Origin of the sequence: Faecalicatena contorta (assembly GCF_021531995.1) — a bacterium.
GTDB classification, from domain to species: domain Bacteria; phylum Bacillota; class Clostridia; order Lachnospirales; family Lachnospiraceae; genus Dorea_A; species Dorea_A contorta_A.
On the sequence record NZ_JAFBIZ010000033.1, the window covers coordinates 1 to 26,792 of the forward strand.

Consider the following 26,792-nt stretch of genomic DNA (forward strand, 5'->3'; position numbering starts at 1 on the left):
CAATATTACTGCGCTAAAAGGATGGTTGGAATAAATGATTGAATTCGCAAATAAATGATATGAAATTTGAAAACATAGAAAGTGTCATCTGTGGTAAAATTGTTGCAATTAAAGAAAAAATAATCCGATTTTTTGTGCAATCTGACAATCGGCTGCTGGTTGTGATGTACTATCGTTCGTGATCGGATTACATACCACAGGTTATCACAATATTTAAACGATTGGTGAAAACAGTATTTTGTATACAGAGAGAGGGTTTGTAAAACCATCAATCCGATAGTATTGGAACATTCTTGATTTGGTCCGGTGTTATTGGATGGATGGTTTATTTTTTTATTAATCGGAAACGGTGAGGGTTTAAAAGAACATATTCATAAAAAGTGTATAAAGGAGGAAGGAAGAATGATTGTACCACGCTATTATGAAGATCTTCATATTCTGCATGAAAATACAATGCCGGACCGTTGTTACTACATTCCAGCTTCGATCAGAATGGACTGTCTTATCGAAACAAGAGACAAATCTGATCGCTTACAGATGCTCAACGGAAACTGGAAATTTAAGTATTATAGCAGTATATATGATCTGGAAGTTCCATTTTTTAATGTGGGGCATGATGTCAATGATTACGAGGAGGTTGCAGTTCCGGGTGTCTGGCAGAATTATGGATATGATATCCATCAATATGCAAATATCCGCTATCCATTTCCTGTAGATCCACCATACGTTCCACAGGAAAATCCATGTGCAGCCTATATTCATAAGTTTACTTATCAGAAAGATCAGAAGGCACCAAAAGCATTCCTTGAATTTGAGGGAGTAGACTCATGTTTCTACGTTTGGTTAAACGGAGAATATATCGGATATAGCCAGGTGTCACATGCGCTTGCGGAGTTTGATATAACTTCTGTAATCAAAGAAGGTGAAAACACACTTGCCGTTCTGGTACTGAAGTGGTGTGATGGAAGTTATCTTGAAGATCAGGATAAATTCAGAATGAGTGGAATATTCAGAGATGTATATCTTATGAAGAGACCAGAGCAGTGTATCTACGATTATTACATTCATACTTCATTTGATGCCGAAAAAGCAGCTATTGAAATTGAGACAGATTATCTTGATGAAACGATTCCGGTTAAGGCAACATTATCTGACGCAGATGGAAATAAGCTGGAAGAACAGATATATGAGAAAACGGTTACTCTGCATGTATCCGATCCTGTTCTATGGAATAGTGAGCAGCCATATCTTTATACTTTGGTTCTTGAAACAGAGAATGAAGTTATTGTTGAACATGTTGGAATCCGTGAAATACATGTGGAAGGAAATGTTGTTTACGTGAACGGATCTCCTGTTAAATTCCGGGGTGTAAATCGACATGATTCTGATCCTGTTACGGGTTTTTCCATTAGTGTAGATCAGATGAAAAAGGATATGGAAATGATGAAACAGTATAACTTTAATGCGATACGTTCAAGTCATTATCCAAATGCTCCTATGTTTTATCAGATGTGTGACAAATATGGCTTCTTTGTTATCAATGAAGCAGATAACGAAAGTCATGGCCCATGGATGCTGTATTACAAAAACGATACGGATGCTGAACGTGCAGGAAGATGGAATGAAATAATATCGGATAATCCTGAATTTGATGAAGCAACATTGGATAGAACACAGAAACTTGTAAAACGTGACAAGAATCGCCCTTGTATTGTTATCTGGTCAATGGGCAATGAATGCGGATATGGATGCACATTTGAAAAGTCTCTTGAATGGACAAAGAAATATGACCCCGGCAGATTAACACATTACGAGAGTGCGTATTATAAAGGTTTCCGTCGTAAATACGATTATTCATATATTGATTTATATAGTCGTATGTATCCGGCTTTCGATGATGTGATTGCCTATGCCAATTCCAATCCGGATAAACCGTTCTTAATGGTAGAGTATTGTCACTCTATGGGAAATGGAGCTGGTGATTATGAAGATTATTTCCAGCTGATAGATAAATACGACTGCGTGTGCGGTGGCTTCGTATGGGAATGGTGTGACCATACAGTCTATAAAGGGAAAACGGAATCTGGAAAAGAAATTCATTATTATGGCGGAGATCATAAGGAATACCCACATGATGGCAATTTCTGTATGGATGGTCTTGTATATCCGGATCGAACACCTCATATGGGACTACTTGAATTCAAGAATGTGCATAGACCGGCAAGAATCGTTGGCTATGATCAGGAGACCGGAAAAGCTCAGATTAAGAATGTAATGAATTTTGTTGATTTGAAAGACTATATTGATATTGCATATGAGCTTCATGTGGATGGTACTGTGATCGCAGAAGGAATACTGGATGAAGTACCGCATACAGCACCATATCAGATTTCTGAAATAGAGATTCCGGTTACAGTTCCTGAAGCAGGACGTGTATACTTAAAAGTTTATTATACACTGAAAGTCGGAGACAGCTTTAGAGAAACAGGACATCCATTGGGATTCGATGAAATCAGTCTTACAAATGCTGATCCCAGAAATCAGATCAGTCTTAACTGGGAAAAACAGGCGGAAGAAAGTAAAAAGAAACTTCCGGGAGTGAAGGTTTCAGAAACGGCAAGATACATAATTGTAGAGGGATCTTCTTTTAATTATGTTTACAGCAAATTAAAAGGCGTTTTTGAACAGTTGTCTGTTGCGGGAAAAGAGATCCTTGAAAAACCGATGGAAGTTAATATCTGGCGGGCACCTACAGATAATGATATGTACATTAAGATTGAGTGGATGAAAGCAATGTATGACAGAGCGGCTGCCAGAGCTTACGCAACAGAATATTCGCAGGATGCAGAAGCGGTAACCATTCATACAACAATGTCTGTTGGAGCTGTAACGGTTCAGAGAATACTGAGTATTGATGCAGTATGGACAATTGATAATTCGGGAATGATTTCCGTTAAGATGGATGTATCTAAGAGCGCTGAGTTTCCGGAACTTCCAAGATATGGTCTTCGCATGTTCCTTCCGGCCGGGATAAAACGGGTTACATATTTTGGTTTAGGCCCTGAAGAGAGTTATGAAGATAAACGAAGAGCCTCCAGCCATGGCATGTACTGCCAGAGTGTTTCGGAATTGCATGAAGATTATATTAAACCGCAGGAAAATGGAAGCCATGCAGACTGTGATTACGTGATGCTTGAAGGAAATGGAGTTGTTCTGAAAGCATTTAATCATGATAAATTCTCATTTAATGCATCTGAATATACACAGGAAGAATTAACTGAGAAAAAACATAATTATGAATTAGTTCCATCCGGTCATACGGTGTTAAATCTGGATTTTCGCCAGAACGGTATTGGTTCCAACAGTTGTGGACCGAGACTGCAGGAAAAATACAGACTGGATGAAGAAAGATTTACATATAGAATGGCTCTTATTTTAGAAAATAAACAAGAAGGGGAAGAGATAAAATGAATGAAAAGAAATATTTAACATTGGTCAATAAGATCGGATATGGTTCCGGCGATATCGCTGGTAACGTGGTATATGCGCTGCTTGCATCATTTGTAATGATCTTCCTTACTGATACCGTAGGACTGAATGCTGGTATTGTGGGAACATTGATAGCGGTTTCAAAGTTTTTTGATGGTGTTAGTGATGTGTTCTTTGGTGCTATGATTGATAAAACTCACAGTAAAATGGGGAAAGCCAGACCATGGATGTTGTATGGATATTTGGGATGTGCAGTTTGCCTGATTGCAATCTTCTGTATTCCGGCAGATCTGAGTGACTTTGCAAAATATGCCTGGTTCTTTATTGCTTATACTGTACTGAATGCAGGATTCTACACAGCCAATAATATTGCATATTCTGCACTTACTGCGCTGATTACAAAGAATAACCATGAGCGTGTGCAGATGGGATCGATTCGTTTTATGTTTGCATTTGGTACCAGTATGCTTATTCAGGCAGTCACTGTCGGATTTGTTGCAAAACTTGGCGGCGGTGCAGCTGCCTGGAGAACAGTAGCTATTGTTTATACGATAATCGGTGTTATTTCCAATACACTTTCTGTCTTTTCTGTAAAAGAACTATCAGAGGAAGAACTTTCAGAGGGGGACGGTCAGAATCATGGACAGCCGGAAGAAAAATATAACCTCATTGATGCATTTAAGATTCTGGTACATAATAAGTATTTCCTTATGATTTGTGGTGCATATCTGCTGATGCAGCTTTATTCTGCAACACTTGGTATGGGAATTTATTTCATGAAATACGTTTTGAAGGATGAGGCAATTTATGGAAAGTTTGCCTGGGCAATCAACATTCCGATGATTTTAGGTCTTCTGATTACTCCTTCACTTGTAGCGTATTTTAAAGGCATGTATAAATTAAATATAAGCGGATATATGGTTGGTACCATTGGCCGTTTTGGTGTTCTTGTTGCTGCTTATATGGGTAATATTCCGCTTATGTTTGTATTTACATCAATTGCAGCATTGGGAATGAGTCCATTGCAGGGTGATATGAATGCACTTATTGCGACCACTTCCGAATACACCAGATTAACAACCGGAAAACGTGTAGATGGAACCATGTATTCCTGCACTTCATTCGGAACAAAAGTAGGTGGCGGTATTGGTACGGCAATTGCAGGCTGGTTATTAGCAGCAAGTGGATATATTTCGAATGCAGACGTTCAGCCAGCGTCCTGTATGAATATGCTTCATGTAATGTATCTGTGGCTTCCGATGATATTTAACCTTCTTATCACATTGATTCTTTTCAGACTTAATGTTGAGAAGGCAAATGAAAAACTTCGTGAAAAAGACTGTACAGAGACAGAAAGAATCTGTAGAATAAGTATTTAGAAAAGAAAAAGGAGGGAATGGATATGCCACATATCGGTGTAAAATTATATCCTGGTAAAAGCGAAGAATTAAAAGAGAAGCTTGCAAAGGCTTTGAGAAAAACACTGGCTGAGGAATCCGGAGTATGGAAAGAAAGTGATATTTCCGTATCAATGGAAGAATATGCGCCGGATGAATTCGAAAAAGCAGCAAAGGAAAGCTTCCGTCAGGAAGAACTTCTGCTGGATTCAGACTATATTAATTTTAAGTAGTGATTCGAGTGAGGAGAAGGCGATGTAGTAACAGCCATAAGGAGTGATTCCAGTCGGCTGTTATTACATGGCCTTTTCGGATCCTTTATTGTATTTTTAAGAGCAGATAACCTGCGAATCCGATCAGAAGCAGGAATACCAGATTATAAAAGGTGAAGGTCCAGAAATACTTTCCCTTTTTGGCATCCTTCAGATTGACATAATAACGGTAGGAGATCAGGCTTGCCAGAGAAGCAATCAAAGTTCCAAGCCCTCCGATATTGACACCGTATAACAATGGAATCGCCTGATCGGTAAACCCTGACAGAAGAATGGATGCGGGTACATTGCTGATACACTGACTTGCCAGAATCCCGAGGAACAATTCTCTGTGCCGGATCAGGTCACGCAGCAGCGTGGCAATGGCCGGAATCCGTTCCATATTTCCGATGAATAAAAAGAAGCAGACAAAAGTCAGTAACAGAAAATAGTCTGCATCTTTAAAGAGAGAACGGTCAACGAAAAAGATGCAGATCGTGACGATCAGTATCATCCACGGAAATGTAATCAGATGTATGACACATGCAAGACAGATCAGAAAAAGGATCAGATAGACTGACAGTTTTTTCCCGGAGATCTGTACCTGCGAGATAGAAAGTGTCTGAAGAGAGAGTTCCTCATTTGGAAGCAGGAAAACAGCTGCAGCCAGAAGAACCAAAGATAACAGGGTAAGAGGCAGCATAGCCAGTAAAAAGTCTGCAATCGGGATGGAAAAAGCAGAATACAGATACAGATTCTGTGGATTCCCGACGGGAGTAAACATGCTTCCCAGGTTTGCTGCAATGGTCTGTAGCACGATGACCGGAATCAGAAGTCTATCCTGATCGGCCATATGAAGAATCATGATTGCAAACGGAACAAACGTAATCAGAGATACATCGTTGGTGATGAGCATACTGGAAAAAAAGCAAAGACCTGTCAGCAATAACACGAGCTGGCGGGTATTTTTTGTTCCGGATAGAAGTGTTGTTCCAAGCATCTGAAAGACACCGATACTCTGCAGGCCGGCAACCACCAGCATCAGACAGAACAAAAGTGACAAGACCCGAAGATCCAGATATTCCAGATAATGGAGAGACGGGGGAACGAAGAAAGCGGAACACAGAGCCAGAAAAGCGGCGATGCACAGTACCGTTTCTTTTTTGATAAAACAGATACAAGTTTGGATTGATTTTTTCATAAGAATCTCCTGTGATAGTTTTTGTCTTTAGATGTTAGTCGTAAATGCTATACCCGGCAATATTCCTCATAAATTATCTGTGCCAGTTCTTCCGGGCTTTCCCTACAGTCATTATTCAGCCAGATGCGCGCCATCTCGCTGACGCCTGCAGTAAAGAAGGAAACATGATAATTAGAGTGACTGATCTGTTCCTCTGCAGTGTCTGCGCTGCTTAAGATAGTCTTCAGGATGGACAGATTATGGTATCTCAGAAATAGTTGATAAAAGACATGGTGTTCTTTTATAAAGCGAAACATTTCAAAGAAAGCAAGATCCATTTTTGTATTGTCAATCAGTGCTTCTTCAAATATCTTTTCGATTTCCCGGGATAACTTTTCTTCAATCTTTTTTTGCAGATCAAGTACATCCATATAATGTGCATAGAAGGTAGTTCTGTTTACATTGGCAAGCCGACAGATAGACTGAACGGTAATCTTTTCTGTCTCGTACATATCCAGCGATTCAATATATGCTTTTTCAATAGATTCCTGCGAGTTAAGCGAACGCTTATTATTTTTTCTGTTCATGGAAACCTCATTTTATTATCTCAACATTTGGCGGGATATTGTTGATTGAATTCTGTTTTTTCATATGATATTGTTATAACGCAACTTATTTTTTATGTCAACAATTGTTTGGATAATGGCGAGAAAGGGAATGATTTTATGCCAGAAGTAAATGGATTGACAGATAAAAAAACGTACGCTTATATTTGTAAACATTATTATTACCTGCATTGCAACTTCGCTGCTGCAGACTGCTTTGACAACAGCGCTGCCTCCGATCATAGCGGATTTTGGAATCAGTGTTACGACAGGGCAATGGCTGACCAGTGCATATTCTCTTGTGATGGCAACGATGATGCCGCTGACGGCTTATCTTGTTACACGAATTCCGACAAGAAGGCTGTATATTGTAACGATCGTGATCTTTGCGGTGGGAACTGGAGTCTGTATGTTTGCTCCCAATTTTCTGGTATTGTTAACAGGACGGATCCTGCAGGCATGCAGTAATGGAATCACATCGGCAATGGGACAGGTAATACTGTTGAGTATATATCCAGTGGAAAAACGAGGAACAATTATGGGATGGTATGGGCTTTCCGCAGGTGCAGCGCCTGTTATAGCACCTACTCTGGCAGGGATACTGGTCGATTTGTTCAGCTGGAGGATGATTTTTGTATGTACTTTCGTTGTGATGATTGTGTCATTAGTCTATGCAATGATTGTTATGGAAATGAGACTATTTTCCCCTTTTTGAATTGTATGAAAACTATGCTATACTTATTGTATATGAATGAGAATGCAAAAAGGAAAGTAAAACGATGAAAAAAATTATTATCATGTTTTGTGGTGCTGAAAAATATCAGGAACGGATAGAGCAGATATGTCACGGTCGATGGCAGGTAGTATATCTTACGGGAGACTGTTCGAAAGAACAATTTATGGAGTATGGCTTTGATGCAGAAGTGATATTGGGGGATGTTAATCCGAAGTGGCTTCGAGAGTGCCCCAATCTTCGATGGATACAGATCTCCTGGGCAGGAGTAGGTCCGTACATGAAGCAGGATTATCTGAAGCATATTGCGCTTACCAATGCTTCCGGGGTGTATGGAGCGGTGATTGCCGAGCATGTTATGGGGCTTCTTTTGTCTCTGGCAAGGCGAATTCCGGAGTATATACATCATGCAAAGACCGGATGTTGGAAGGACTGTGGAGCAGAGTGGAGAATTCAGGGAAAAAAGGCACTGATCCTTGGAGCCGGAGATATCGGAACTGCAGTGGCAGAGAGGGCAGCAGCGTTTGGGATGGAGGTAACGGGGTTCTGTCGGCATGTACGGTCGGCGGAAGCTCCATATACGAGTATGATTATGGAAGACCGGCTGGATCAGGCAATAAAAAAAGCTGATTTTATCTGTGGATGCCTTCCGGAGACATCGGAGACGATACATTTGTTGGATGCATGCCTCCTGAAAATGACAAAGAAGGATGCAATTTTGATTAATGTGGGACGTGGCAGTCTGCTTGATACAGACAGTCTGGTTGAACTCCTGGAACAGGATCATTTTTTCGGAGTTGGTCTGGATGTGACAGATCCGGAACCACTGCCGGAGACACATCCGCTGTGGAACTTTCGGAATGTAATCATAACGCCTCACGTTGCAGGGATTGGTTTTGGACACCATAATGGTGCCGAAGAGGCAATCTGGGAGCTGAGTCTTGAGAATCTGACACGTTTTAGAGACGGAGAGATACTTAGGAATCTGGTGGATTATCAGTGTGGATATTAACGAAAATACCAGAAAAAACGGGTGGGAATTTGGAAAAAGTGTTGGATAAAATAAATGTGTTTTGTGTGATTGTGTGTTGATTTGTTACAATAAAAGGTATATTATTATAATAATGTTAAAAAAATGCGTTTTACTATTATGTGAAATGTAAGAATTAGGAGGGATTTTTTATGGACAGATTAAAAGGAAAAGTTGCAATTGTTACAGGTTCTACGAGCGGAATTGGAATCGGAATTGCAAAATTATTTGCTGCAGAAGGTGCAAAGGTAGTAATATGCGGACGTAGAGAAGCAAAAGGACAGGCTGTTGTTGATGAGATCGTGGCAGCAGGCGGAGAAGCTTCTTATCACTTTATGGATATCACAGATGTTGCTACAACAGAGAAGCTGATTGCTGATACTGTAGAGAAATATGGAAAAATCGATATTCTGGTAAATAATGCTGCAAACGTAGCTCTGAAAGACGGACGTGTAGATGAACTTACACTGGAAATGTGGGATGCAATCTTTGAGAGTGATATGCGTGGTACATTCTATGCAGTGAAGAGCGTAATTCCATATATGCAGAAAAATGAAAAGGGTGGATCCATCATCAATATCGGATCTATGGCTTCCTGCGGCGGTGACCTTGGATCTACCGCTTATGCATGTGCAAAAGCAGGTGTTGACATGCTGACAAAATATACAGCTCTTCAGTATGGAAAACAGAACATCCGCTGCAACTGCGTTCGTCCGGGTCTGATCGTTACACCACAGAATGAGGCAAATGTTCCACAGGCACTGAAAGACATTTTCACAAGTAATATCTGTGTAAATCGTTATGGATGCCCGGAAGATATCGGACATATGTGCGTATATCTTGCATCTGACGAGAGCGAGTATTTCACAGGACAGGTTGTGACAGTAGACGGTGGTCTGAATTCTCATGTATCAACTGTTGCTCAGTTTAAGGAATTAAGCTCCCGTACATGGTAAGAAGGCGGAGAATGGTTTGCCAGAGGTAGTTTTGGATGGTCACGGAAGAAAACAGGCATGATAAAATGAAGTACCGTCTTGCGGATGCAATGAAGGTCTGTATGAGAAAGATGTCAGTGGAGAAGATCACAGTGAAGGAAATCGTTGCGGAGTGTGGTACGACACGGCAGACATTTTATCGGAATTTTCAGGATAAATATGATCTGATCAACTGGTATTTTGACCGGATCCTGCTGGAGTCCTTTCGGCATATGGGAGAAGGAGAGACGGTATATGAAGGGCTTGTGAATAAGTTTCATTACATAGAAGAGGAAAAGCTGTTTTTTAAAGCGGCTTTTCGAACGGATGAGCAAAATTGTCTGAAAGATCATGATTTTCAACTGATTCTGAGATTCTATACGAAGCGGATCGAAGAAAAGACAAAAAAGCCAGTTCCGGAACATCTAAAATTTCTGTTGGAAATGTATTGTCAGGGATCGGTTTATATGACGGTTCGGTGGTTGCTTGGGAATATGAAGCAGACGCCGGAAGAAATGGCGAAGAATCTGGTGGATGCCATGCCATTGGAACTGATGAAGGCATTTCAGGAGATCCATCTAGTATAATTTTATAAAAAAAATATAAAGGAAAGGCCAGTCTTTCACGTAAAGTGACAGATTGGTCTTTTTGTAACTTTTATTTCAGAGAAGAGATTGTTAAAATAAAGACATGAAACAACAGGAATGAAAAAGAAAAGGAGATTGATAGTTATGGCAAACAGAATCATGTTAAACCAGACTTCCTACCATGGAACCGGTGCGATCCAGGAGATTGCAACAGAGGCAAAAGCAAGAGGATTCAAAAAGGCGTTTGTATGTTCTGATCCGGATCTGATTAAATTTGAAGTAACAACAAAGGTTACAGAAGTATTGGAAAAAGCAGGACTTGAATATGCGGTATATTCAGATATCAAAGCCAATCCGACCATTCAGAATGTGCAGCATGGTGTGGAAGAATTCAAAAAATCCGAAGCAGATTATATTGTCGCGATTGGCGGCGGATCTTCCATGGATACAGCAAAGGCAATCGGAATCATCATTGCAAATCCGGAATTTGAGGATGTAAGAAGTCTGGAGGGAGTTGCACCAACGACACAGCCATGCGTTCCGATCATCGCTGTACCTACAACAGCCGGAACTGCAGCAGAAGTTACGATCAACTATGTCATCACTGATGTTGAGAGAAAGAGAAAATTCGTATGTGTAGACCCGCATGATATGCCGATCATTGCAGTGGTAGATCCGGATATGATGTCCTCCATGCCAAAGGGATTGACTGCATCTACCGGCATGGACGCCCTGACACACGCAATCGAAGGGTATACAACAAAAGGTGCATGGGAAATGACAGATATGTTCCACCTCAAGGCCATTGAGATTATTTCAAGATCTTTGAGAGGGGCTGTTGCAAATGAGAAAGATGGCCGTGAGGGAATGGCACTCGGACAGTATATTGCAGGTATGGGATTTTCTAACGTAGGTCTTGGAATTGCACATTCTATGGCGCATACACTGGGAGCCGTGTATGATACACCACATGGGGTTGCATGTGCAATGATGCTTCCAATCGTTATGGAATACAATGCAGAATGTACCGGAGAAAAGTATAAAGAAATTGCAAAAGCAATGGGTGTGAAAGGCGTGGATGACATGTCTGTGGAAGAATACAGAAAAGCTGCAGTGGATGCTGTGAGACAGCTCTCTGTAGATGTTGGAATTCCTGTGAAGCTGGATGCATTGAAGGAAGAGGATCTGCAGTTTCTTGCAGAATCTGCGCATGCGGATGCCTGTGCACCAGGAAATCCAAAAGATGCGAGTATAGAAGACCTGAAAGATCTGTTCAGAAAATTAATGTAAATGAATGTCGATGGAACGATGTCCGAATGAGCGAAAAGCTGTCGGACATCGTTCTTTTTGTGTTAATAGAACAGCTGAATTATATCTAAAACACTAAAATATACATAGTATGCTATGATATTATGCTGGATTTCTGATTGGGAGGATTCATAGTTACCTATGCGATTGGAATCAGATATTATCCCATACGAAAAAGCCTGTAGAATATCCAATTTTTGCAAGAGGATGAAGAATTTTGACATTTACATCGTTCACTTACTGAGGTCTGTATAATAAAAAAGAAGAGTAAAAATGACGGATGGCATAAATCAAACGAGATTGGAGGGCGGGGACAGAATGTGGAAGAATATGATAAAAGCTGCAATAGTGGTTATTTCAACAGGTTGCGCCGGGTATCTGATAGCCATGGGGCTGTTTGTGCCGGAATCGAAAGAAGAGGCCCTGCAGACATTCCGTTACGAGAAGGATGGAGAAGTAGTCTATACTTCAAGAACAGAACCGGAACATATTCGAACAGACAGAGTTACTCCAAGTGCATATGCAGACAATGAATTGATTGTGCAGTTGGCGGAGGGGACATCCGAGAGAGAGGCAAAGAGTATCGCGGGGGAGAATCAGGCTGAATTGGTGGGATTTATCAGTATTACAGATACCTGTCAATGGAGATTCGATGAGGCGTATAACCTGGAAGAGCTGAAGGCATACGCGGATGAATTGACGGAGCTCCCACAGATTGAGGCTGCATATGTGAATTATTTTGCCGAATATGAGAGCGACGCCATACTTAGCCAAGAGGCAGAGGAATGGCGGGGAGAGCCTTATTATCGTTGGGGGTACCTGAATGTTCATGCAGATGCTGTCTGGGAGTATGTGGATGATATGAAGGATCCGGTCAATATCGGAATTCTGGATGGAGGTTTTCAGTTTCATGATGATCTGGATTATATCATTGTAAGAAAAGGTGGGAAAGTAACAGAAGTAAATGATATAAAAGATGTAGGAAAATCAATATTCAGATTGTTTCACCTGAAAGACGAAAGTTCGGACGGATCCTTATATGAGGAGATTGAAGTGGAATTGGAGCATGGCTCCCATGTAACCGGAATTGCCGCTGCAACATGTAATAATGGTATTGGAATTGCCGGTGTCTATCCGGATCTGTCAGGCGAGGGGGAGATATATGGTTATTCGCATCGATATGAAACCGGAATAGAAGTATCTGAGATTCAGACAATGGTAGATATTGCAAGAATGCTTCTGAATGATGTAAAGGTTGTCAATCATAGTTGGGGAGAGGGAGTGGAGATGGCATTTACAATGTTCAGAGAGCATAATTCGGATCATAAGACAAGCGGCGGGGAGGCAGAGCTTGCAGAACGCGCAGAAGCATGGGAGGGTTATCTGGGCAGGATGATTGACAGAGGATATGAATTCCTGCTTGTTAATTCTGCCGGAAATGCTTCCTGTCATTCGGACGATGTTGAAAATGGCATTACATATGATTATGTGCAGGCAGATGAAGGGGAACCGCAATATAGAATGGCAGAGTCAGGAGATGAATCGGCGGTTGTGGAACCGCAGTATAATTCCCCGTGGTTATATATTGATGATGATAAAGTACGGGAACGGATTATCTGTGTAGGAGCCTATAATCGAAGCAGGGAGATTGCAAGCTTTTCTAATATGGGCGATCGGGTAGATATCTTGGCACCAGGAGTAGATATATATAGTACCTGCAATTATGATGTGGAAAAAGGAAGCGGAACTTCGCAGGCAGCGCCTTATGTCACTGGTGCGGCGGCCTGCATCTGGTCGATGGATGAGAACCTGACAGCATCAGAGGTAAAGACGCTTCTTATGCAGGAGATGTATATTGATCAGATCCGGGAGAGTATTACGGATAAAGATATTAACATTACAAAGCCGGTGTTAGATCTTGAGAATTCAATGAAACAAGCCAGAAGGTATGTAGAGGCACATCCGGAAAAACGGACAGAAGCGGATGTAAAATCTGATGAAAAGGAGATTCCGGAGGAGTCAGAAGGCGATTCGGAAAAATACATGAAATACCTGGAGGAAGAGTTGATTCCAGAGTACGGTGTTATGCCGGTTGATGAGATATGTAAAACAAGCAATGGAATGGATGCGTGGCTGGAGCCGACAGATCTTCAGGGAATATTGGCGATTGAGATTGATGATTACGACAGAGACGGAAAGCGTGAAATGCTTCTGATAAGAGGAACTTGTGAAGCTATGGATAAACAGGAGCTGTTCAGTTCGGACGATCAGGGCGGCGGCGCCAGAATATATATGGAGATGTATGAGTGTGACGGAAGCGTGAAGCTTGCGGATTCCAGGGAATTGATTCCCTGCGGTAAATACCGGGTTACTTATCATGAGGTTCAGACCGGTTTCTTCAACTATAGTAACGACGGCACAGTGTATATAGGAATAGATAACAATTTTATTATGAATGAGACGATTACAACGCTTGCACTATATCAGTACCGGGACGAAACTTTTCAATATGTAAAAGGCTTCTGCAGGCGGCGCCAGGGAAGCTGTTATGAGGCGGTACTTACAGCGGATTCAGAGCCGGAACAGACAAACATTACATTTGCACCGACATTTACGGAAGACACCAGGGGATGGACGATTCTGGAGGACTATGATGATGAGCAGGCATCTGATTCGGAATTAGAAGAAAATGCACTCAGATTAAATGAGGTTTATTATGAACAGCTAAAAACATACGGACTGAACGGTAAGGATGTAAGATTGCTTTGGGGAGAACGGCAGTGGGATGCAAGAACCGCCGATATCTATACATCCGGTGAAGGTAATCTGAAAGTGATGGCTTCCATTGCGGAATGCTATGAATATAGCACGTCTACGGAGTGTCATCTGTTTCGTGAGGATCCTGCGGGCAGTCTGGATGCCTACCGATAAGAGTCATAAGGAATGAAGAAGGATTGTAACAGGAGGAAATTATGAAGCAAAAAAATGTGTGGAGATATGGACTGTCTATTGCTGGCGTCATTGGACTTGCCAGTCTGCTGTTACCGCTATACCAGGCGGAAGGAATCACTTATAACATGCCGATGCTTCTGCGCCTGGGAAAAAGCGCAGGAATACGGTACTGCATCATACTGGTGGGAGTGATCCTGCTGTCGTTGGCCGGGAATCTGCTGATGATACTGTGGGAACACCGGACCACCGATCTGGCAGCGGGAATCATAAGGCTTGCCGCTGCGGTACTGCTGCTGATGATACGGCTGGCATGCATGGAGCAGCTTACAGGAATTCCTCAAAGCGGATTGCTGGATGGAACAGGTCTTGGATTCTGGTTGTTTCTGGCGATTCATACAGTATGTGGAATTCTGGGAATTATGCCTGATCGATCCGGAGCAAAATCTGCAGGCGTGAAAGAATCGAATCCTATGTCTTCTGCGGATGCATCAGCAGAGGCGAAAGGGAAGAACGGTACGGTTGCCATACTGGAAGGAGTCTACAAGGGAGAGGTGATTCCTCTGGAAGACATGCAGGCGCTGGTCGTTGGAAGAGATGCCGCTCAGTGCAATCTGGTGGTAGAAGGGGAGAAGGTAAGCCGGAAACATTGCAGCATTACCTACTGCGCAAGAACCGGCGGCTATCTGTTGTGCGATTATTCCTTTAACGGAACCTATTATCTGAATGGACAGAGGCTTCCAAAGCATATGAACATGGAACTTCTGGAAGGAACGGAAATCTATCTGGGAGATAAGAGGAATATACTGCGTATGGGCAGGTAGAGTGACAGAGAAGGAGGGAGATGCTTGACTTACAGCACATTGAGTGAAACAGGAAAACGGGCAGAAAATGAGGACAGTGTAGGAGTGTATATGGGCAGTACTTGTCAAGCATTCTTTCTGGCAGATGGTTTGGGGGGACATGGAAGCGGAAAGGAAGCGTCTGAGAACGTCATCCGGCACGGAATACAGCTTGTGGAGGCTCTGGACTCTGTCGACAACACCGTACAGACTGAGAAAGAAACGAATGTACGGCAATGTCTGTCACAGATTTTTTCGGAAGGACATGATCTTCTAAAAGAAAAGCAGGAAGAGACAGGGCACCTCCGTTCCATGCGGACGACACTTACAGCATTTATGGCAAGAGGAGAGGAAGGCTGGCTTGCTCATATTGGAGATTCCAGAATCTATGTATTTGAACAAGGACAGCTAAAGTTCCGGACGCTGGATCACAGCGTTCCGCAGATACTGGCGATGGCAGGCGAGATTAAAGAAAGTGAGATCCGCCACCATCCCGACCGAAACCGGCTGCTGCGATGTATGGGAGATTCTGTAGAGGTTACTAAGTTTGAGATTCATGACATGATTCCGATACAAAAGGGTGTGGCTATCCTGATGTGCAGTGATGGGTTCTGGGAAGCGGTCACCGAGGAGCAGATGCAGTGGGATCTTGAAAAGGCAAGAAACGTAGAACATTGGCTGAAACGTATGAAAAAAAGAATTAAAAGGGGTAGAGATGAAAAGCAGGATAACTATTCAGCAATAGGTATCTGGTTTTGATAGAGATTGATGAAGGAATGAGAATATGAAGAATCCGGAATTATTATGTTTGGGATGTATGGAAGAGTTGGAATGTCCCGGAGACACTTGCAGAAAATGTGGGTTTAACAGAGAAGAATATGAAAGGAACAGGAATGTGCGAACCCTACCGTCTTACACGATCCTTGTGGGGAAATATTTGCTCGGAAGAGTTTTAGGAGAAGGTGGATTTGGCATTACATATATAGCGTGGGATTTGAATCGGGAATGCCGGGTAGCGATTAAAGAATACTTTCCGGTAGGTCTTGCAACGCGCGATACGAGAGGCAGAGAAGGGGAATCGCTTACGGTTATGCCGGGAGAGCAAGCAGCATATTACCGGAATGGGTTAAGAAATTTTGCGGAAGAAGGAAAGAATCTGGCGAGATTTCATGAGCTTTCGGGAATTGTATCAGTACGGGATTTCTTTCAGGATAATGAAACAGCTTATATCGTTATGGACTATGTAGAAGGCATGAACTTGAAGCAGTATCTGACAAATTATTATGCACACAGTGGAGAACATGCGCCGATGAATGAAAAGCAGGTTCTTCGGATGATGCAGCCTGTATTGGATTCATTAATCGAGGTTCATAAAACAGGGGTAATCCATAGAGATATCAGCCCGGAGAATATCATATGCGGAAGAGATGGCAGGATTACATTAATTGATTTTGGTGCGGCCAGAGTGGCAACTGGAAATGAGACGAGAAGTCTCACGATAATGCTGAAACATGGCTATGCACCGCCGGAACAGTATCAGTCTCACGGAAGACAGGGTGCGTGGACAGATATCTATGCAATCTGTGCGACGATGTATCATATGATGTCGGGGTATCTGCCAACCGAATCCATTGATCGTGTGTTTGACGACAGCTTGCCAGCATTAGAAGCAGTAAATCCACAGATTTCGAAGACAGTATCCGATATTATCAAAAAGGGAATGTCTGTGCGTATAGAAGACCGTTATCAGACTGTAGAAGAGATGTGTCAGCTCTTATATCCGAAAGAAACGATGGAGAAAGAGAAGGAAGAACCCAAATACGCAGATCCAAATGCTTCAGTTAAAGAAGAGGTGGACAACAAAGAGGAAGAAAACGTTTATACAAGTGAAAAAACAAGGGAAGAGAAAATTATCTATAGTGGAAATCCAGCGACCGACAGGGAGCTGGAAGAGCAAGAGAATGTCATAGTCAGGCCCAAAATGGGACCACTTGAGATAGGGAGTGTCGTTATTTTGGTTTTGATATTTGTTGGATCTTTTTTGGTATGATATGAACTTGAAGAATGAGGGAAAATACATATGGGCAATGTAGTAAGTATATATATGTGGAGTAAATCATTTATTCAATATGTGTTGTTATTAGCGAGAGGGTCTATCATACTGGGAATTATCTCGGCAATAATATCTGTTTTTGTTGGATGTAGTCTGCGAAGGCTTGCCAAAAGGAGTCAAAAAACAGAGACGATGATTAATACTATTTCTGTAATATTTTGTATTATTCCAGCCTGGTTTGTATACCGGTTTTTAGGAGGATATGTATATTTTGCAATAGCAAGAAATATAGGGCGTGCCGTTGTCTGTGGAATATTGGGATGGAGGTATTTATTCGGAGAGGGATATACTTTAGGATCTTGCTTGCAGAAGAAATATATATCCAGTACCATTTCTCTGTTTGTTACGCAGAAAGATTTTTGGCTGGTAGTAGTATGTGTGGTAATGGTAATTTCGTTATGGATGATAGGAAAATATTTCCTATATCCGAGGAATAAAAAAGAGCTGCTGATAGATATGTTATAGAAAATTGGATGAATTTCCAAGAGGATAAAGAATATGGAGCAAGTATCGTTTATTGGGTATGTCGGGAACATATTGGTGAGTGCCAGAATCAGTATGATATGGGGATTTTGCGCAGCAATCCTATCTACGTCCATCGGATATGGGATGGTAAAAGTCAGTAGGCATAGTCCGAAATTTGAAAAGTTTGTAAATATCATATCGCTGGTTTGTTGCGTGATTCCATGCGGGATTATCTGGAATGTGATTCGGAGTGTGATTTGGCATCCTATTTTGGCAGGGGCTCCGACGATTATTTGGTATGTGATGTGTACGGTTTCGCTGGCTATACTTGGATGGCGTTTGCCTTACAGGTTAATGAAAAAGGGGGCAGGCAATGTGCTCGGAGTAGTATGTTTGAGTATGGCGAGAATTATTGCAGTGTATGCGGGTGTATCGTTCATATGGTGGATATTGAATGTTTATTTTATTATTCTAAATGATAGTATTTTGGTGGTAGAAGCTTCGGGAGTGTTTGTTAAGTTGATAATCGGTGTTTGTCTGCTCAAGTTAGGAGAATTTTTTTTGTATCCAATCAGCACAAAAGAAGTTTTGATAGATATGTTATAAATATAAAGGAGAATATAAGTATGAAGAATCCGGAATTATTGTGTCTGGGATGTATGGAAGAGTTAGAATGTTCCGGGGATACCTGCAGGAAATGTGGGTTTGACAGAATAGAATATGAGAAAAACCGCAACGTTCACACGCTACCGTCCTATACGATTCTTGCCGGGAAATATCTTCTTGGAAGAGTTTTGGGAGAGGGCGGATTTGGCATTACGTACATTGCATGGGATCTGAACCGGGAATGCCGGGTTGCAGTCAAGGAATATTTTCCGAGTGGACTTGCTACCAGAGATACTAGGCTTGGTGATGGTGAGGCGCTTACTATTATGCCGGGAGAGAAGGCGGCATATTATCGGAACGGACTTAAGAACTTTGCAGAGGAAGGAAAGAATCTGGCACGATTCCAGCATCTCCCGGGAATTGTATCGGTGCGGGATTTCTTTCAGGATAATGGGACAGCTTATATTGTCATGGACTACGTAGAGGGCAAAAATTTAAAGCAGTATCTACGTGAGCATTACGAGAAGAACGGTGAACATGCGCCGATGGAGGAGAACCAGATTCTTGAGATGATGCAGCCGTTATTGCAGGCACTTTCGGAGATACATAAGGCGGGAATCATTCACCGGGATATCAGTCCGGAAAACATTATCTGCGGGGAAGATGGAAAGATTACATTAATTGATTTTGGAGCGGCAAGGGCTGCGACAGGAACGGAGACGAAGAGTCTTACGATTATGCTGAAGCATGGCTATGCGCCGGAAGAACAGTATCGTACACGTGGAAAGCAGGGACCGTGGACGGATATCTACGCTATCTGTGCCACCATGTACCAGATGGCATCCGGATATCTGCCGATAGAGTCTGTGGAAAGGCTCTATGAGGATGAACTCAAACCATTAAAGCAATTAAATGCAGGTATATCGGAAAAGTTCTCGGATGTTATTGAAAAAGGAATGGCGGTTAGAGGAGACAAACGATATCAGTCAGTGGAAGAGATATATAAAGAATTATATCCGAAGCCGAAAAAAAGATTGGAAGCAGAGAAGGTGAAGCCGGCGACAGAAGAGACACAGTATTTTCAAAAGGAGAAACTGGAAAAACAGTGGGGAGAGGTAGAGAAGATTCGACCCAACGAAGAAAAGCAATATGTTGAGGTGGAAAAATCGAAAAGGATTAGAAGTATTAGAGTCGTTATTCTGTTTCTTGTAATTGTATTCTTTTTCATGTCTTGTATTGGGGTGCCAGGACGAAATACGGATGAATCAAATGAAAAGGAAGGAACATCTGTTGTGGAGCTGGAGGAGGAACCACAGGAAAGTAATATGGAAAAACCGGAAATCCACTATGAAAAACTGTCAAAATATCTTGGAATGGAGGGTTATGCAAGTATATCTAATCCGTATACATTATCAGGTGAAGATGTGAGTGAACTGGAATTGTGTGATTGGGAGAAAAATATTTTTACGACTTATGATGATTATGTGGAATCTTTATCAGCAGAAGAACAAAGCGAACTGGAAAATCTGGCTGCTGAAACATCCCCTCTTTCTTTAAATGATATTATGACAGGATATCCCGAACTTCATGATTCAAGTAATATGGTCGGTTATTCTCCGGATTATTACTTTAATGCCTGTCTCGGAATTGATTGTGGTGGAGATGAGTGGTGGGCGTATGATTGCAGCAGTAAAGCCTTGTATGATGTAACGGAAGATGAAAAACTTCAGGGCGAGTTAGCTACGAATAATTATCGTGCTTTTGGTTATAAAGGATATATTGGATATGCGAATGGGCAAGGAGAGATTGTTATTCCGCCTAAGTTTAGAAAGGCCGGAGATTTTTCTGATGGATTAGCGCCAGTTGTTGTCGGTAATTATTACGGTTATATAAATGAAAATGGAGAACTGACAATCCCGGCGGTCTTTGAAAAAGCAGAAGTGTTTTCCAATGGTTTGGCTGCTGTACATATAAAATCTGGGGAGGAGACATATCTGGCATACATTGATGTAAATGGTAATATTCGTATGGTATTTAATCAGGAATTTAGTAAATATGTGAATTTTCAAGTGCTTTATGCAATGTATCCGGCTACAGCGGATGGCACCGTATGTATAGGTTATCATATGAAGTATAATTCGGGTTTTACTGTAGATGGAGGATGGTGGCTGTTCAATATAAATGGGGAATTTATAAAAGAGTTTGATAGCAATTATGTTATGACCCCGTTTGATGAGGATGGACATGCCATTATTCATGATATCTCCACATTGAATCAGCAATGGACAAGTATGGATGTATCCGCTTTTGATCTGTCAGAACAAAATATTTTCTCGAAAATATCAGATGCTTATGATGAAAAGACGGCAAATGTAGCATCTAAACTATGGATGATAGATAGCAGAGGAAATCAAATCAGTGAGGAGATCGTGCTGGAGTCAGATTCTGCCAGAAAAAGTTATGGGCATGGATTGGAAGAAAGAAATGGGAAATTAGAATAATATTGGGTGCAGAACTTCCTGCTTTTTAAGTGATAAGTAATTTGTTGAGGAGAGAGTGAGAGATGGCAATTATAAGGTGTGAACAGGGACATTTTTTTGACAATCAAAAATATGACACTTGTCCTTTCTGCAAAAAGGAGCAGCCGAAGGAACCGGATTTTCGCAATCAGGTAACGGTTTCAGCCTATCAACTGACCGGAGAGCATGAAGGACAGGAGGATAGAGAGACGGTATGGTTGAAGAATGCCGGGAAACGAAGTGAAAATGAGGATGCCAAAACTGTCGGCATCTATTCTAGGTTTACCGGGAATGATTTTGTGACGGGATGGCTGGTGTGTACGAAAGGAGCGGAGCGAGGAAGAGATTACAGGCTTCACTATGGATTTAACCGCATAGGCAGAGGACTGATGATGGATGTCTGTATTTTGGAAGATGAGATGATATCCAGAAATATGCACTGTAGTGTGGTGTATGAGCATCGGAAGAATGAATTCTCACTTGTTCCTGAGGGAGGATGTCTGACCTATTATCAGGGAGAGGTCTTAAGAGAACCGATGAAACTGAAGAACGGGGATCGGTTTATGATTGGGGAGACAGAACTGGAATTCATTGCATTTTGCAGAGAGGAGATTCGATGGGAAGATGAAGGATAAAAAAGATAGCTGCAGTTTTACTGGCTGTATTTTGCCTCGTTGGATTTTGGGTTCCATCTTATGTAGGGCGTGCAGCAGACAATAGTCTGTCGCTGGAGCAGACATATATCTGCCTTCCGCAGGTGCGCATCTATGTAAATGGAGCGGAAAACTACGGGGAACCAGACACGGAACAGATTGAGGTCTACCGGGGAGAGGAGCTTTTGTCTCTGACAGGGATTCAGAAATTTTCAGATTTGGATGAGGGGATTGCGTATTACATATTGCTGGATATCTCGGGATCTGTCCAAGATTCCTATTTTGCAGATATCAAGAGCGCGTTGCAGACATTAAGATTGCCGGATTCCAGAACACGGATGATCAGACCTTGCTGTTTGAAACGTTGGCGCAGGCGGGAGATATGGCATCTGGTTTGTCCGGTCAGGAATATAAGCGCAAGGCAGTGATTGTCATCAGTGACGGGGACGATATTGCCAGAGGAAAGTCCACGAAGGATGAAGCATGAATGAGTTGAAGAACCAGGGACTTCCGGTTTATGCCATGGCAGCAGACTATGAGAAGAATTCGGTCATCGACAGTTTTGGGGAGTTTGCAAGGAATACCGGGGGAAGTCTTCAGATCTTCGGACAGGAAGGTGCACTGGATGCTTTACAGAGTATTCGAAACCGGCTGCAAAATAGTGATGTTTTATTGTTGGAGAGTGACAGCAACAATGTTAGCCAGGCGATGGAAACTCTGACTGTGCAGTTTCATCAGTGGAATCTTACCAAGACGATTGAGGCGGGATTTTATAGTTGGCAGGCTGATGAAGAAGCGCCGCAGATCACGGAAATTGAACAGGATGGGAATAACAAATTAAAAGTTACATTCAGTGAACCGGTATTCGACGGGACAAATGTTACGAATTACCAGCTGAAGGACGCGGCAGATGGGACGGTATATACTCCTGTATCGGTAGAAGATGGGGAGAATAACTGTAAGATATTGACATTCGAGGAAGAGTTCTATACCGGAGATTATACGCTGGTTACGGTAAATATTACGGATGTGTCCATGGAGAAGAATCCGGTGGAGGAAGGCAGAAAGATTTCTCTGGAAGGACAGAAGAAAGCATCTGCAGCAGTGAATTTTTGAGAAACCATGGCTACCTGATCGTGGCAGCAGTTGTGCTGGTATTATTAGCGATCATCCTTCTGATTTATCGGAAGATAAAGGAGAATAAGGGTGTTGTAGTATTAGATGATAAGATGACTATGGCCACGAATGTTGATGTGAAGCGTCATGTGGCAATGGAGCAGAAGAAACAGCAGGGTGTGATATTGACATTTACCATGCATACGAAAGGGCGATATCCGGCGAAGATGGAGGTGCCGCTCAACGGCAGTTTGATTGCAGGACGCTCGGATATCTGCGATGTATATTTTGACGATGAACAGATGTCCAGACAGCATTTTGCGTTGGAATATGAAGAAGGAATGGTTTCGATTATGGATCTGGATACCACCAATGGAACGATGGTAAATGGTGTCCGTATTCAAAATAAGCGCAGGCTTGAAAAGAAAGACAGAATCTGTGCCGGTACGGTGGAGATGACGGTAGATTGGAGGGAGAGCGATTGATAGAAGAGATGCAGACGACATTGCAGCTATACCCACAGAATCCTTTGCCTGAGACGATACAGATATCAGCGGCGACGATCCGCGGCACCCGCAAATACCAGGAAGACTGTATGCGGTATCTCGGTACACCACAGGGCGTTCTGGGTGTGGTATGTGACGGTATGGGAGGAAAAGCGAAAGGAGAACTGGCGAGTTCCTGTGCGATGGAGACATTGCTGGAGTATTACCAGGAAGAGCCTAAGCCGCTGAAAGATGCGCGGCGTTTCTTTGAACAGGTGATCTCGCTGATGGACAGAAAGGTTGCACGGCTGAAGGATGAAGAAGGCAATTATCTGGACAGTGGAACCACGGTGGTATCTGTGATGATTGAAGAAGATCAGATGTATTTTATGTCGGTGGGAGACAGTAAGATATACCTGATCCGGGAGGGACAGATCTACGCGCTGACCAGAGAACACAATTACAAGCTGCTGTTGGAAGAATCTTTACAGGAAAATGCAATCACCTATGAAGAATACGAGCGGGAGCTGGTGAGGGGAGAGGCCCTTATCAGTTACCTGGGAATGAATGGCGTTAAAGTTATGGACATTAGTCCACAGCCCCTCACGCTGAAGGATGGCGACGTGACCCTATTGTGCAGTGATGGATTATATAAGGCTTTAACAGAGGAGCAGATTGTCAATATCGTGGAGGCCTGTGAGGAGGAATTCACGGAGACGGCGGGGACGATTGTGCAGACGATATTGAACTATGTGCCGCATGCCTTGGATAACACATCTGTGCTGTGTTTTAAATATATAGAGGCAAACCAAATGAACGAAACAGAAATAGTAGGAGGAAATGATAATGAAACTTCAGAAATGTAAAAACGGACACTTTTATGATATTGACAAATATTCCGAATGCCCACATTGCGCAAAAAGTACAGGTGGAGTACAGCAGACGGTAACGGAAGCACTGAATCCTGCCGGCACGGTTCACACAGAGATGGGTAATGAATCATCAGCGGCACAGAGAGCAACAGAACTGGTTTATCAGAATATGGGAGCATCTCCGTCTGCATCTGAGGAATATCAGGAAGCGTCTGTACTGCAGAGTGTTTCTCCGGCATCGGAAGCGCCAAAGGTTAATCCCAATATTTTTGAGATTAAGACAGAAGAGAATCACACGGTCGGATACTATTCACGGGTGATAGGAACCGAGCCTGTTGTGGGATGGCTGGTATGTACGGAAGGAGAGTATTTTGGCGAGGGTTTTAAGTTGAAATCCGGAAGAAACTTTATTGGACGTTCTTCTGGTATGGACGTTGTGTTGAGTGCAGATATGAGTGTGTCCAGAAGTAAGCATGCAATCATTGTCTATGAGCCAAGAAAGCGTATCTTCATTGCACAGCCGGGAGAGTCCAGAGAGTTATTCTATCTGAATGATGACGTGGTTCTTTCTAATATGGAAATGCACGCTTATGATACGATTACCATCGGAACGACAAAACTCATGCTGATTCCATGCTGCGGAGAACAGTTCAGTTGGGATGATTTGAAGAAAGAGAATTGAGGAGTACGATGAATAAAGGAATTAAAGCGTTTCTGTCATTGGCAGCCATTCTGTGTGCAGGAGGGATGATGATAGCTGGTCTGGGAGGCGTGAATCAGAAAAGTGTGTCTTCCGATACACAGAGTGGAACTGTCCGAAATGAGATAGAAAATGATACAGATAAGGAAGAGACCGTTGAACTGGAAAAAGTGGAGCTTCCGGTTTATGAGAATACCCTTCAGCCGGATACATCAAGCGGTTCATATGTGCCAGGGGAAATCGTGGAAAGCAATGGAAGTCTGTACTATACCTGCGGGGATGCCGGCGTTACGGCTGTAGATCTGGACGGCACGAACAAGAGAACAATCGTAGATGTAATTGATGATAAAACAGGATATCTTATGATTACGGATCAATACATTTATGTGCGCTGTGACGAATATACGGTGAGACAATACAGTTTCGACGGCGAACTGGTAGGGCAGGTTGGAGAAGTCCTGAATTGGGGGTATGTCTGTCACTGGTATTTTCAGGACGGATGCATGTATTTTCAGGGAATGAGTTCGGATAATGAAATACATAGCGGACTGTACCGGGTCGCTGTGGGAAGCGGTGATTATCCGGAGTGTGTGACAAAGAACTGTAAGAGTAATAGTGATACAGATGTGTATTTTTATGAAGACAAAATCTATTTTTTTGATAAGGATATCAGCTTTTGCAGTATCAAAGATGACGGAACAGAAGAAACAGTTTTGAGAAAAAATAATGTAGAACCTGATAATGAGATTACACTGCATGGGGCAGAAACACAGCAGCTGACGATGGGGCTGTATGCACAGGACGGTCTGTATTATGCAGTGGATGGTGAAGATACGTATCGCAGACTGAATGTTCAGACCGCGGAGGATGAAATCTTACCATGGCAGTATATACAGGATGCAAGGCTGGGGGCTTTCATCGAGGGAGATTATATCTCGTACTGGGCTGAGGAAGACTATGTGCGATATATAAAAAGTTATCAGATCTCTACCGGAGAAGAGCGAAGTCTGAAAGAATTCGTAGAGCATCTCCCCAATAATCTGGTGGAGCGGGTACCCTGCTATCTGGTGGAAGTTCCGGGTGCGACCAGAATCTATTATGTTGTGGAACTGGAAGGCGAGAAGGCACTCTATTCCATTACAGCAGATGGATCGGAAGAGAGAAAGCTGGATGCATTGGAAGAAACGATTCCGCGTATATCGGCTGGTTACGGAGATTTTTGATTCTAGCGTAAATTGGCCAATAAAATCATAAAAACTTAAGAATATTCCATCCATATATTAATATTTCCTTTTTATAATAATATATAAAAAAGAAAGGGGAATCAAGGTATGGAATATGTCTTAGGAGTATTGATGTACAGCCCTTGTATCATATATCAGTTCATATTGATGGGCAGGTATCTGAAAAAAGAAAAACAGAGTCCGGTAATATATTTCATCTGGGTCAATGTTTTCCTTCTTTATCTGTATATGATATTTGAAGTGACCGGTATTGGAACACTGGGAGAACTTATCACAAATGGCACAACATACATGAACAGAAGTAACTTTATTCCACTTGATTCAGTGGGGATCAGCTTCTTTCTGAATATCATAATGTTCATGCCATTTGGATTCCTCGTTCCGCTCATCTGGACGGAATATAGAAAAATAGGAAAAACAGCGGCAGCAGGAGCAATGCTTTCAATCATAATAGAAGTATCACAACTCTTCAATTATCGAGTCACAGATATTGATGATCTGATGACAAATACATTTGGAACTGTCATTGGATATTTTGTGTGGAAAACATTCGTACAAGTATTCGGATTACATTTGAAAACAGAAAATAAAAGTAAATGGGAACCGATCGTATATGTAGTGCTGGCAGTAATTGGCGTGTTTATTTTTTATAAATTGTAGAGAGGGACGGGGGA

Annotated in this window: 25 protein-coding genes; 23 read left to right on the forward strand and 2 right to left on the reverse strand. The window is 42.2% G+C overall.

Annotated elements, in window-relative coordinates:
* The first annotated feature begins 402 nt into the window (after nt 1–402).
* The 3 genes from JQM82_RS06295 to JQM82_RS06305 are packed head-to-tail and all read left to right on the forward strand — an operon-like array spanning nt 403 to nt 5,119.
* A complete protein-coding gene (locus JQM82_RS06295) occupies nt 403–3,471 on the forward strand; it encodes a glycoside hydrolase family 2 TIM barrel-domain containing protein (RefSeq protein ID WP_235249216.1) in 3,069 nt (1,022 codons plus the stop codon).
* Nucleotides 3,468–4,868: an MFS transporter gene (locus tag JQM82_RS06300; RefSeq protein WP_235249218.1), complete on the forward strand. Its 1,401-nt coding sequence runs from the start codon at nt 3,468–3,470 to the stop codon at nt 4,866–4,868. Before JQM82_RS06295 ends, JQM82_RS06300 begins: the two co-directional genes overlap by 4 nt.
* Nucleotides 4,869–4,891: 23 nt before the next feature.
* A complete protein-coding gene (locus tag JQM82_RS06305; RefSeq protein ID WP_235249220.1) occupies nt 4,892–5,119 on the forward strand; it encodes a tautomerase family protein in 228 nt (75 codons plus the stop codon).
* A gap of 85 nt (nt 5,120–5,204) precedes the next feature.
* Here JQM82_RS06305 and JQM82_RS06310 read toward each other — a convergent pair whose 3' ends face one another.
* Together JQM82_RS06310 and JQM82_RS06315 are read right to left on the reverse strand one after the other, a co-directional pair.
* Complete coding sequence (locus JQM82_RS06310) at nt 5,205–6,338, reverse strand: SLC13 family permease (protein WP_235249221.1); 1,134 nt, start codon at nt 6,336–6,338, stop codon at nt 5,205–5,207.
* A gap of 47 nt (nt 6,339–6,385) precedes the next feature.
* Nucleotides 6,386–6,904: a TetR/AcrR family transcriptional regulator gene (locus tag JQM82_RS06315; RefSeq protein WP_235249222.1), complete on the reverse strand. Its 519-nt coding sequence runs from the start codon at nt 6,902–6,904 to the stop codon at nt 6,386–6,388.
* Nucleotides 6,905–7,112: 208 nt separating this feature from the next.
* On the opposite strand from JQM82_RS06315, the gene JQM82_RS06320 reads away from it, so the two are divergent.
* From JQM82_RS06320 to JQM82_RS06415, 20 genes are all read left to right on the forward strand, one after another.
* A complete protein-coding gene (locus tag JQM82_RS06320; protein ID WP_328284205.1) occupies nt 7,113–7,637 on the forward strand; it encodes an MFS transporter in 525 nt (174 codons plus the stop codon).
* Between the two features lie 64 nt (nt 7,638–7,701).
* Nucleotides 7,702–8,667 carry a D-2-hydroxyacid dehydrogenase gene (locus JQM82_RS06325; protein WP_235249224.1) on the forward strand — a complete coding sequence of 322 codons (966 nt, stop codon included), beginning with the start codon at nt 7,702–7,704 and terminating at the stop codon, nt 8,665–8,667.
* 170 nt (nt 8,668–8,837) lie between these two features.
* Nucleotides 8,838–9,641, forward strand: a complete 804-nt coding sequence (locus JQM82_RS06330; RefSeq protein WP_235249225.1) for an SDR family NAD(P)-dependent oxidoreductase — start codon at nt 8,838–8,840, stop codon at nt 9,639–9,641.
* Between the two features lie 35 nt (nt 9,642–9,676).
* Nucleotides 9,677–10,246, forward strand: a complete 570-nt coding sequence (locus tag JQM82_RS06335; RefSeq protein ID WP_235249226.1) for a TetR/AcrR family transcriptional regulator C-terminal domain-containing protein — start codon at nt 9,677–9,679, stop codon at nt 10,244–10,246.
* Between the two features lie 144 nt (nt 10,247–10,390).
* A complete protein-coding gene (gene fucO / locus JQM82_RS06340) occupies nt 10,391–11,536 on the forward strand; it encodes a lactaldehyde reductase (RefSeq protein WP_235249227.1) in 1,146 nt (381 codons plus the stop codon).
* A 336-nt stretch (nt 11,537–11,872) separates the two neighbouring features.
* Nucleotides 11,873–14,485, forward strand: coding sequence for a S8 family peptidase (locus tag JQM82_RS06345; RefSeq protein ID WP_235249228.1), 2,613 nt, complete (start codon nt 11,873–11,875; stop codon nt 14,483–14,485).
* A gap of 41 nt (nt 14,486–14,526) precedes the next feature.
* On the forward strand, nt 14,527–15,327 hold the full coding sequence (locus JQM82_RS06350) for an FHA domain-containing protein (RefSeq protein WP_235249229.1): 801 nt from the start codon (nt 14,527–14,529) through the stop codon (nt 15,325–15,327).
* 24 nt (nt 15,328–15,351) lie between these two features.
* Nucleotides 15,352–16,104 (forward strand): PP2C family protein-serine/threonine phosphatase, encoded by a 753-nt coding sequence (locus tag JQM82_RS06355; RefSeq protein ID WP_235249230.1) that lies wholly within the window; start codon nt 15,352–15,354, stop codon nt 16,102–16,104.
* Nucleotides 16,105–16,129: 25 nt separating this feature from the next.
* A complete protein-coding gene (locus JQM82_RS06360) occupies nt 16,130–17,395 on the forward strand; it encodes a serine/threonine protein kinase (RefSeq protein WP_235249231.1) in 1,266 nt (421 codons plus the stop codon).
* A 30-nt stretch (nt 17,396–17,425) separates the two neighbouring features.
* Nucleotides 17,426–17,923: a hypothetical protein gene (locus JQM82_RS06365; protein WP_235249232.1), complete on the forward strand. Its 498-nt coding sequence runs from the start codon at nt 17,426–17,428 to the stop codon at nt 17,921–17,923.
* A gap of 33 nt (nt 17,924–17,956) precedes the next feature.
* Complete coding sequence (locus tag JQM82_RS06370; protein WP_235249234.1) at nt 17,957–18,529, forward strand: hypothetical protein; 573 nt, start codon at nt 17,957–17,959, stop codon at nt 18,527–18,529.
* A gap of 20 nt (nt 18,530–18,549) precedes the next feature.
* Nucleotides 18,550–21,030, forward strand: coding sequence for a protein kinase domain-containing protein (locus tag JQM82_RS06375; RefSeq protein WP_235249235.1), 2,481 nt, complete (start codon nt 18,550–18,552; stop codon nt 21,028–21,030).
* Nucleotides 21,031–21,092: 62 nt separating this feature from the next.
* Nucleotides 21,093–21,683 (forward strand): FHA domain-containing protein, encoded by a 591-nt coding sequence (locus JQM82_RS06380; protein ID WP_235249236.1) that lies wholly within the window; start codon nt 21,093–21,095, stop codon nt 21,681–21,683.
* Between the two features lie 367 nt (nt 21,684–22,050).
* Complete coding sequence (locus JQM82_RS06385; protein WP_235249237.1) at nt 22,051–22,188, forward strand: hypothetical protein; 138 nt, start codon at nt 22,051–22,053, stop codon at nt 22,186–22,188.
* Nucleotides 22,185–22,817, forward strand: a complete 633-nt coding sequence (locus JQM82_RS06390) for a hypothetical protein (protein WP_235249238.1) — start codon at nt 22,185–22,187, stop codon at nt 22,815–22,817. The genes JQM82_RS06385 and JQM82_RS06390 overlap by 4 nt, the downstream gene beginning before the upstream one ends.
* Nucleotides 22,814–23,302, forward strand: a complete 489-nt coding sequence (locus JQM82_RS06395; RefSeq protein ID WP_235249239.1) for an FHA domain-containing protein — start codon at nt 22,814–22,816, stop codon at nt 23,300–23,302. Before JQM82_RS06390 ends, JQM82_RS06395 begins: the two co-directional genes overlap by 4 nt.
* A complete protein-coding gene (locus JQM82_RS06400; protein ID WP_235249240.1) occupies nt 23,299–24,168 on the forward strand; it encodes a PP2C family protein-serine/threonine phosphatase in 870 nt (289 codons plus the stop codon). Before JQM82_RS06395 ends, JQM82_RS06400 begins: the two co-directional genes overlap by 4 nt.
* A complete protein-coding gene (locus JQM82_RS06405; RefSeq protein ID WP_235249241.1) occupies nt 24,149–24,856 on the forward strand; it encodes an FHA domain-containing protein in 708 nt (235 codons plus the stop codon). Before JQM82_RS06400 ends, JQM82_RS06405 begins: the two co-directional genes overlap by 20 nt.
* A gap of 8 nt (nt 24,857–24,864) precedes the next feature.
* Entirely contained in the window at nt 24,865–26,097 is a 1,233-nt protein-coding gene (locus tag JQM82_RS06410; RefSeq protein WP_235249242.1) for a DUF5050 domain-containing protein, read from the forward strand.
* A gap of 108 nt (nt 26,098–26,205) precedes the next feature.
* Nucleotides 26,206–26,778 (forward strand): VanZ family protein, encoded by a 573-nt coding sequence (locus tag JQM82_RS06415; protein ID WP_235249243.1) that lies wholly within the window; start codon nt 26,206–26,208, stop codon nt 26,776–26,778.
* Nucleotides 26,779–26,792 lie beyond the last annotated feature (14 nt).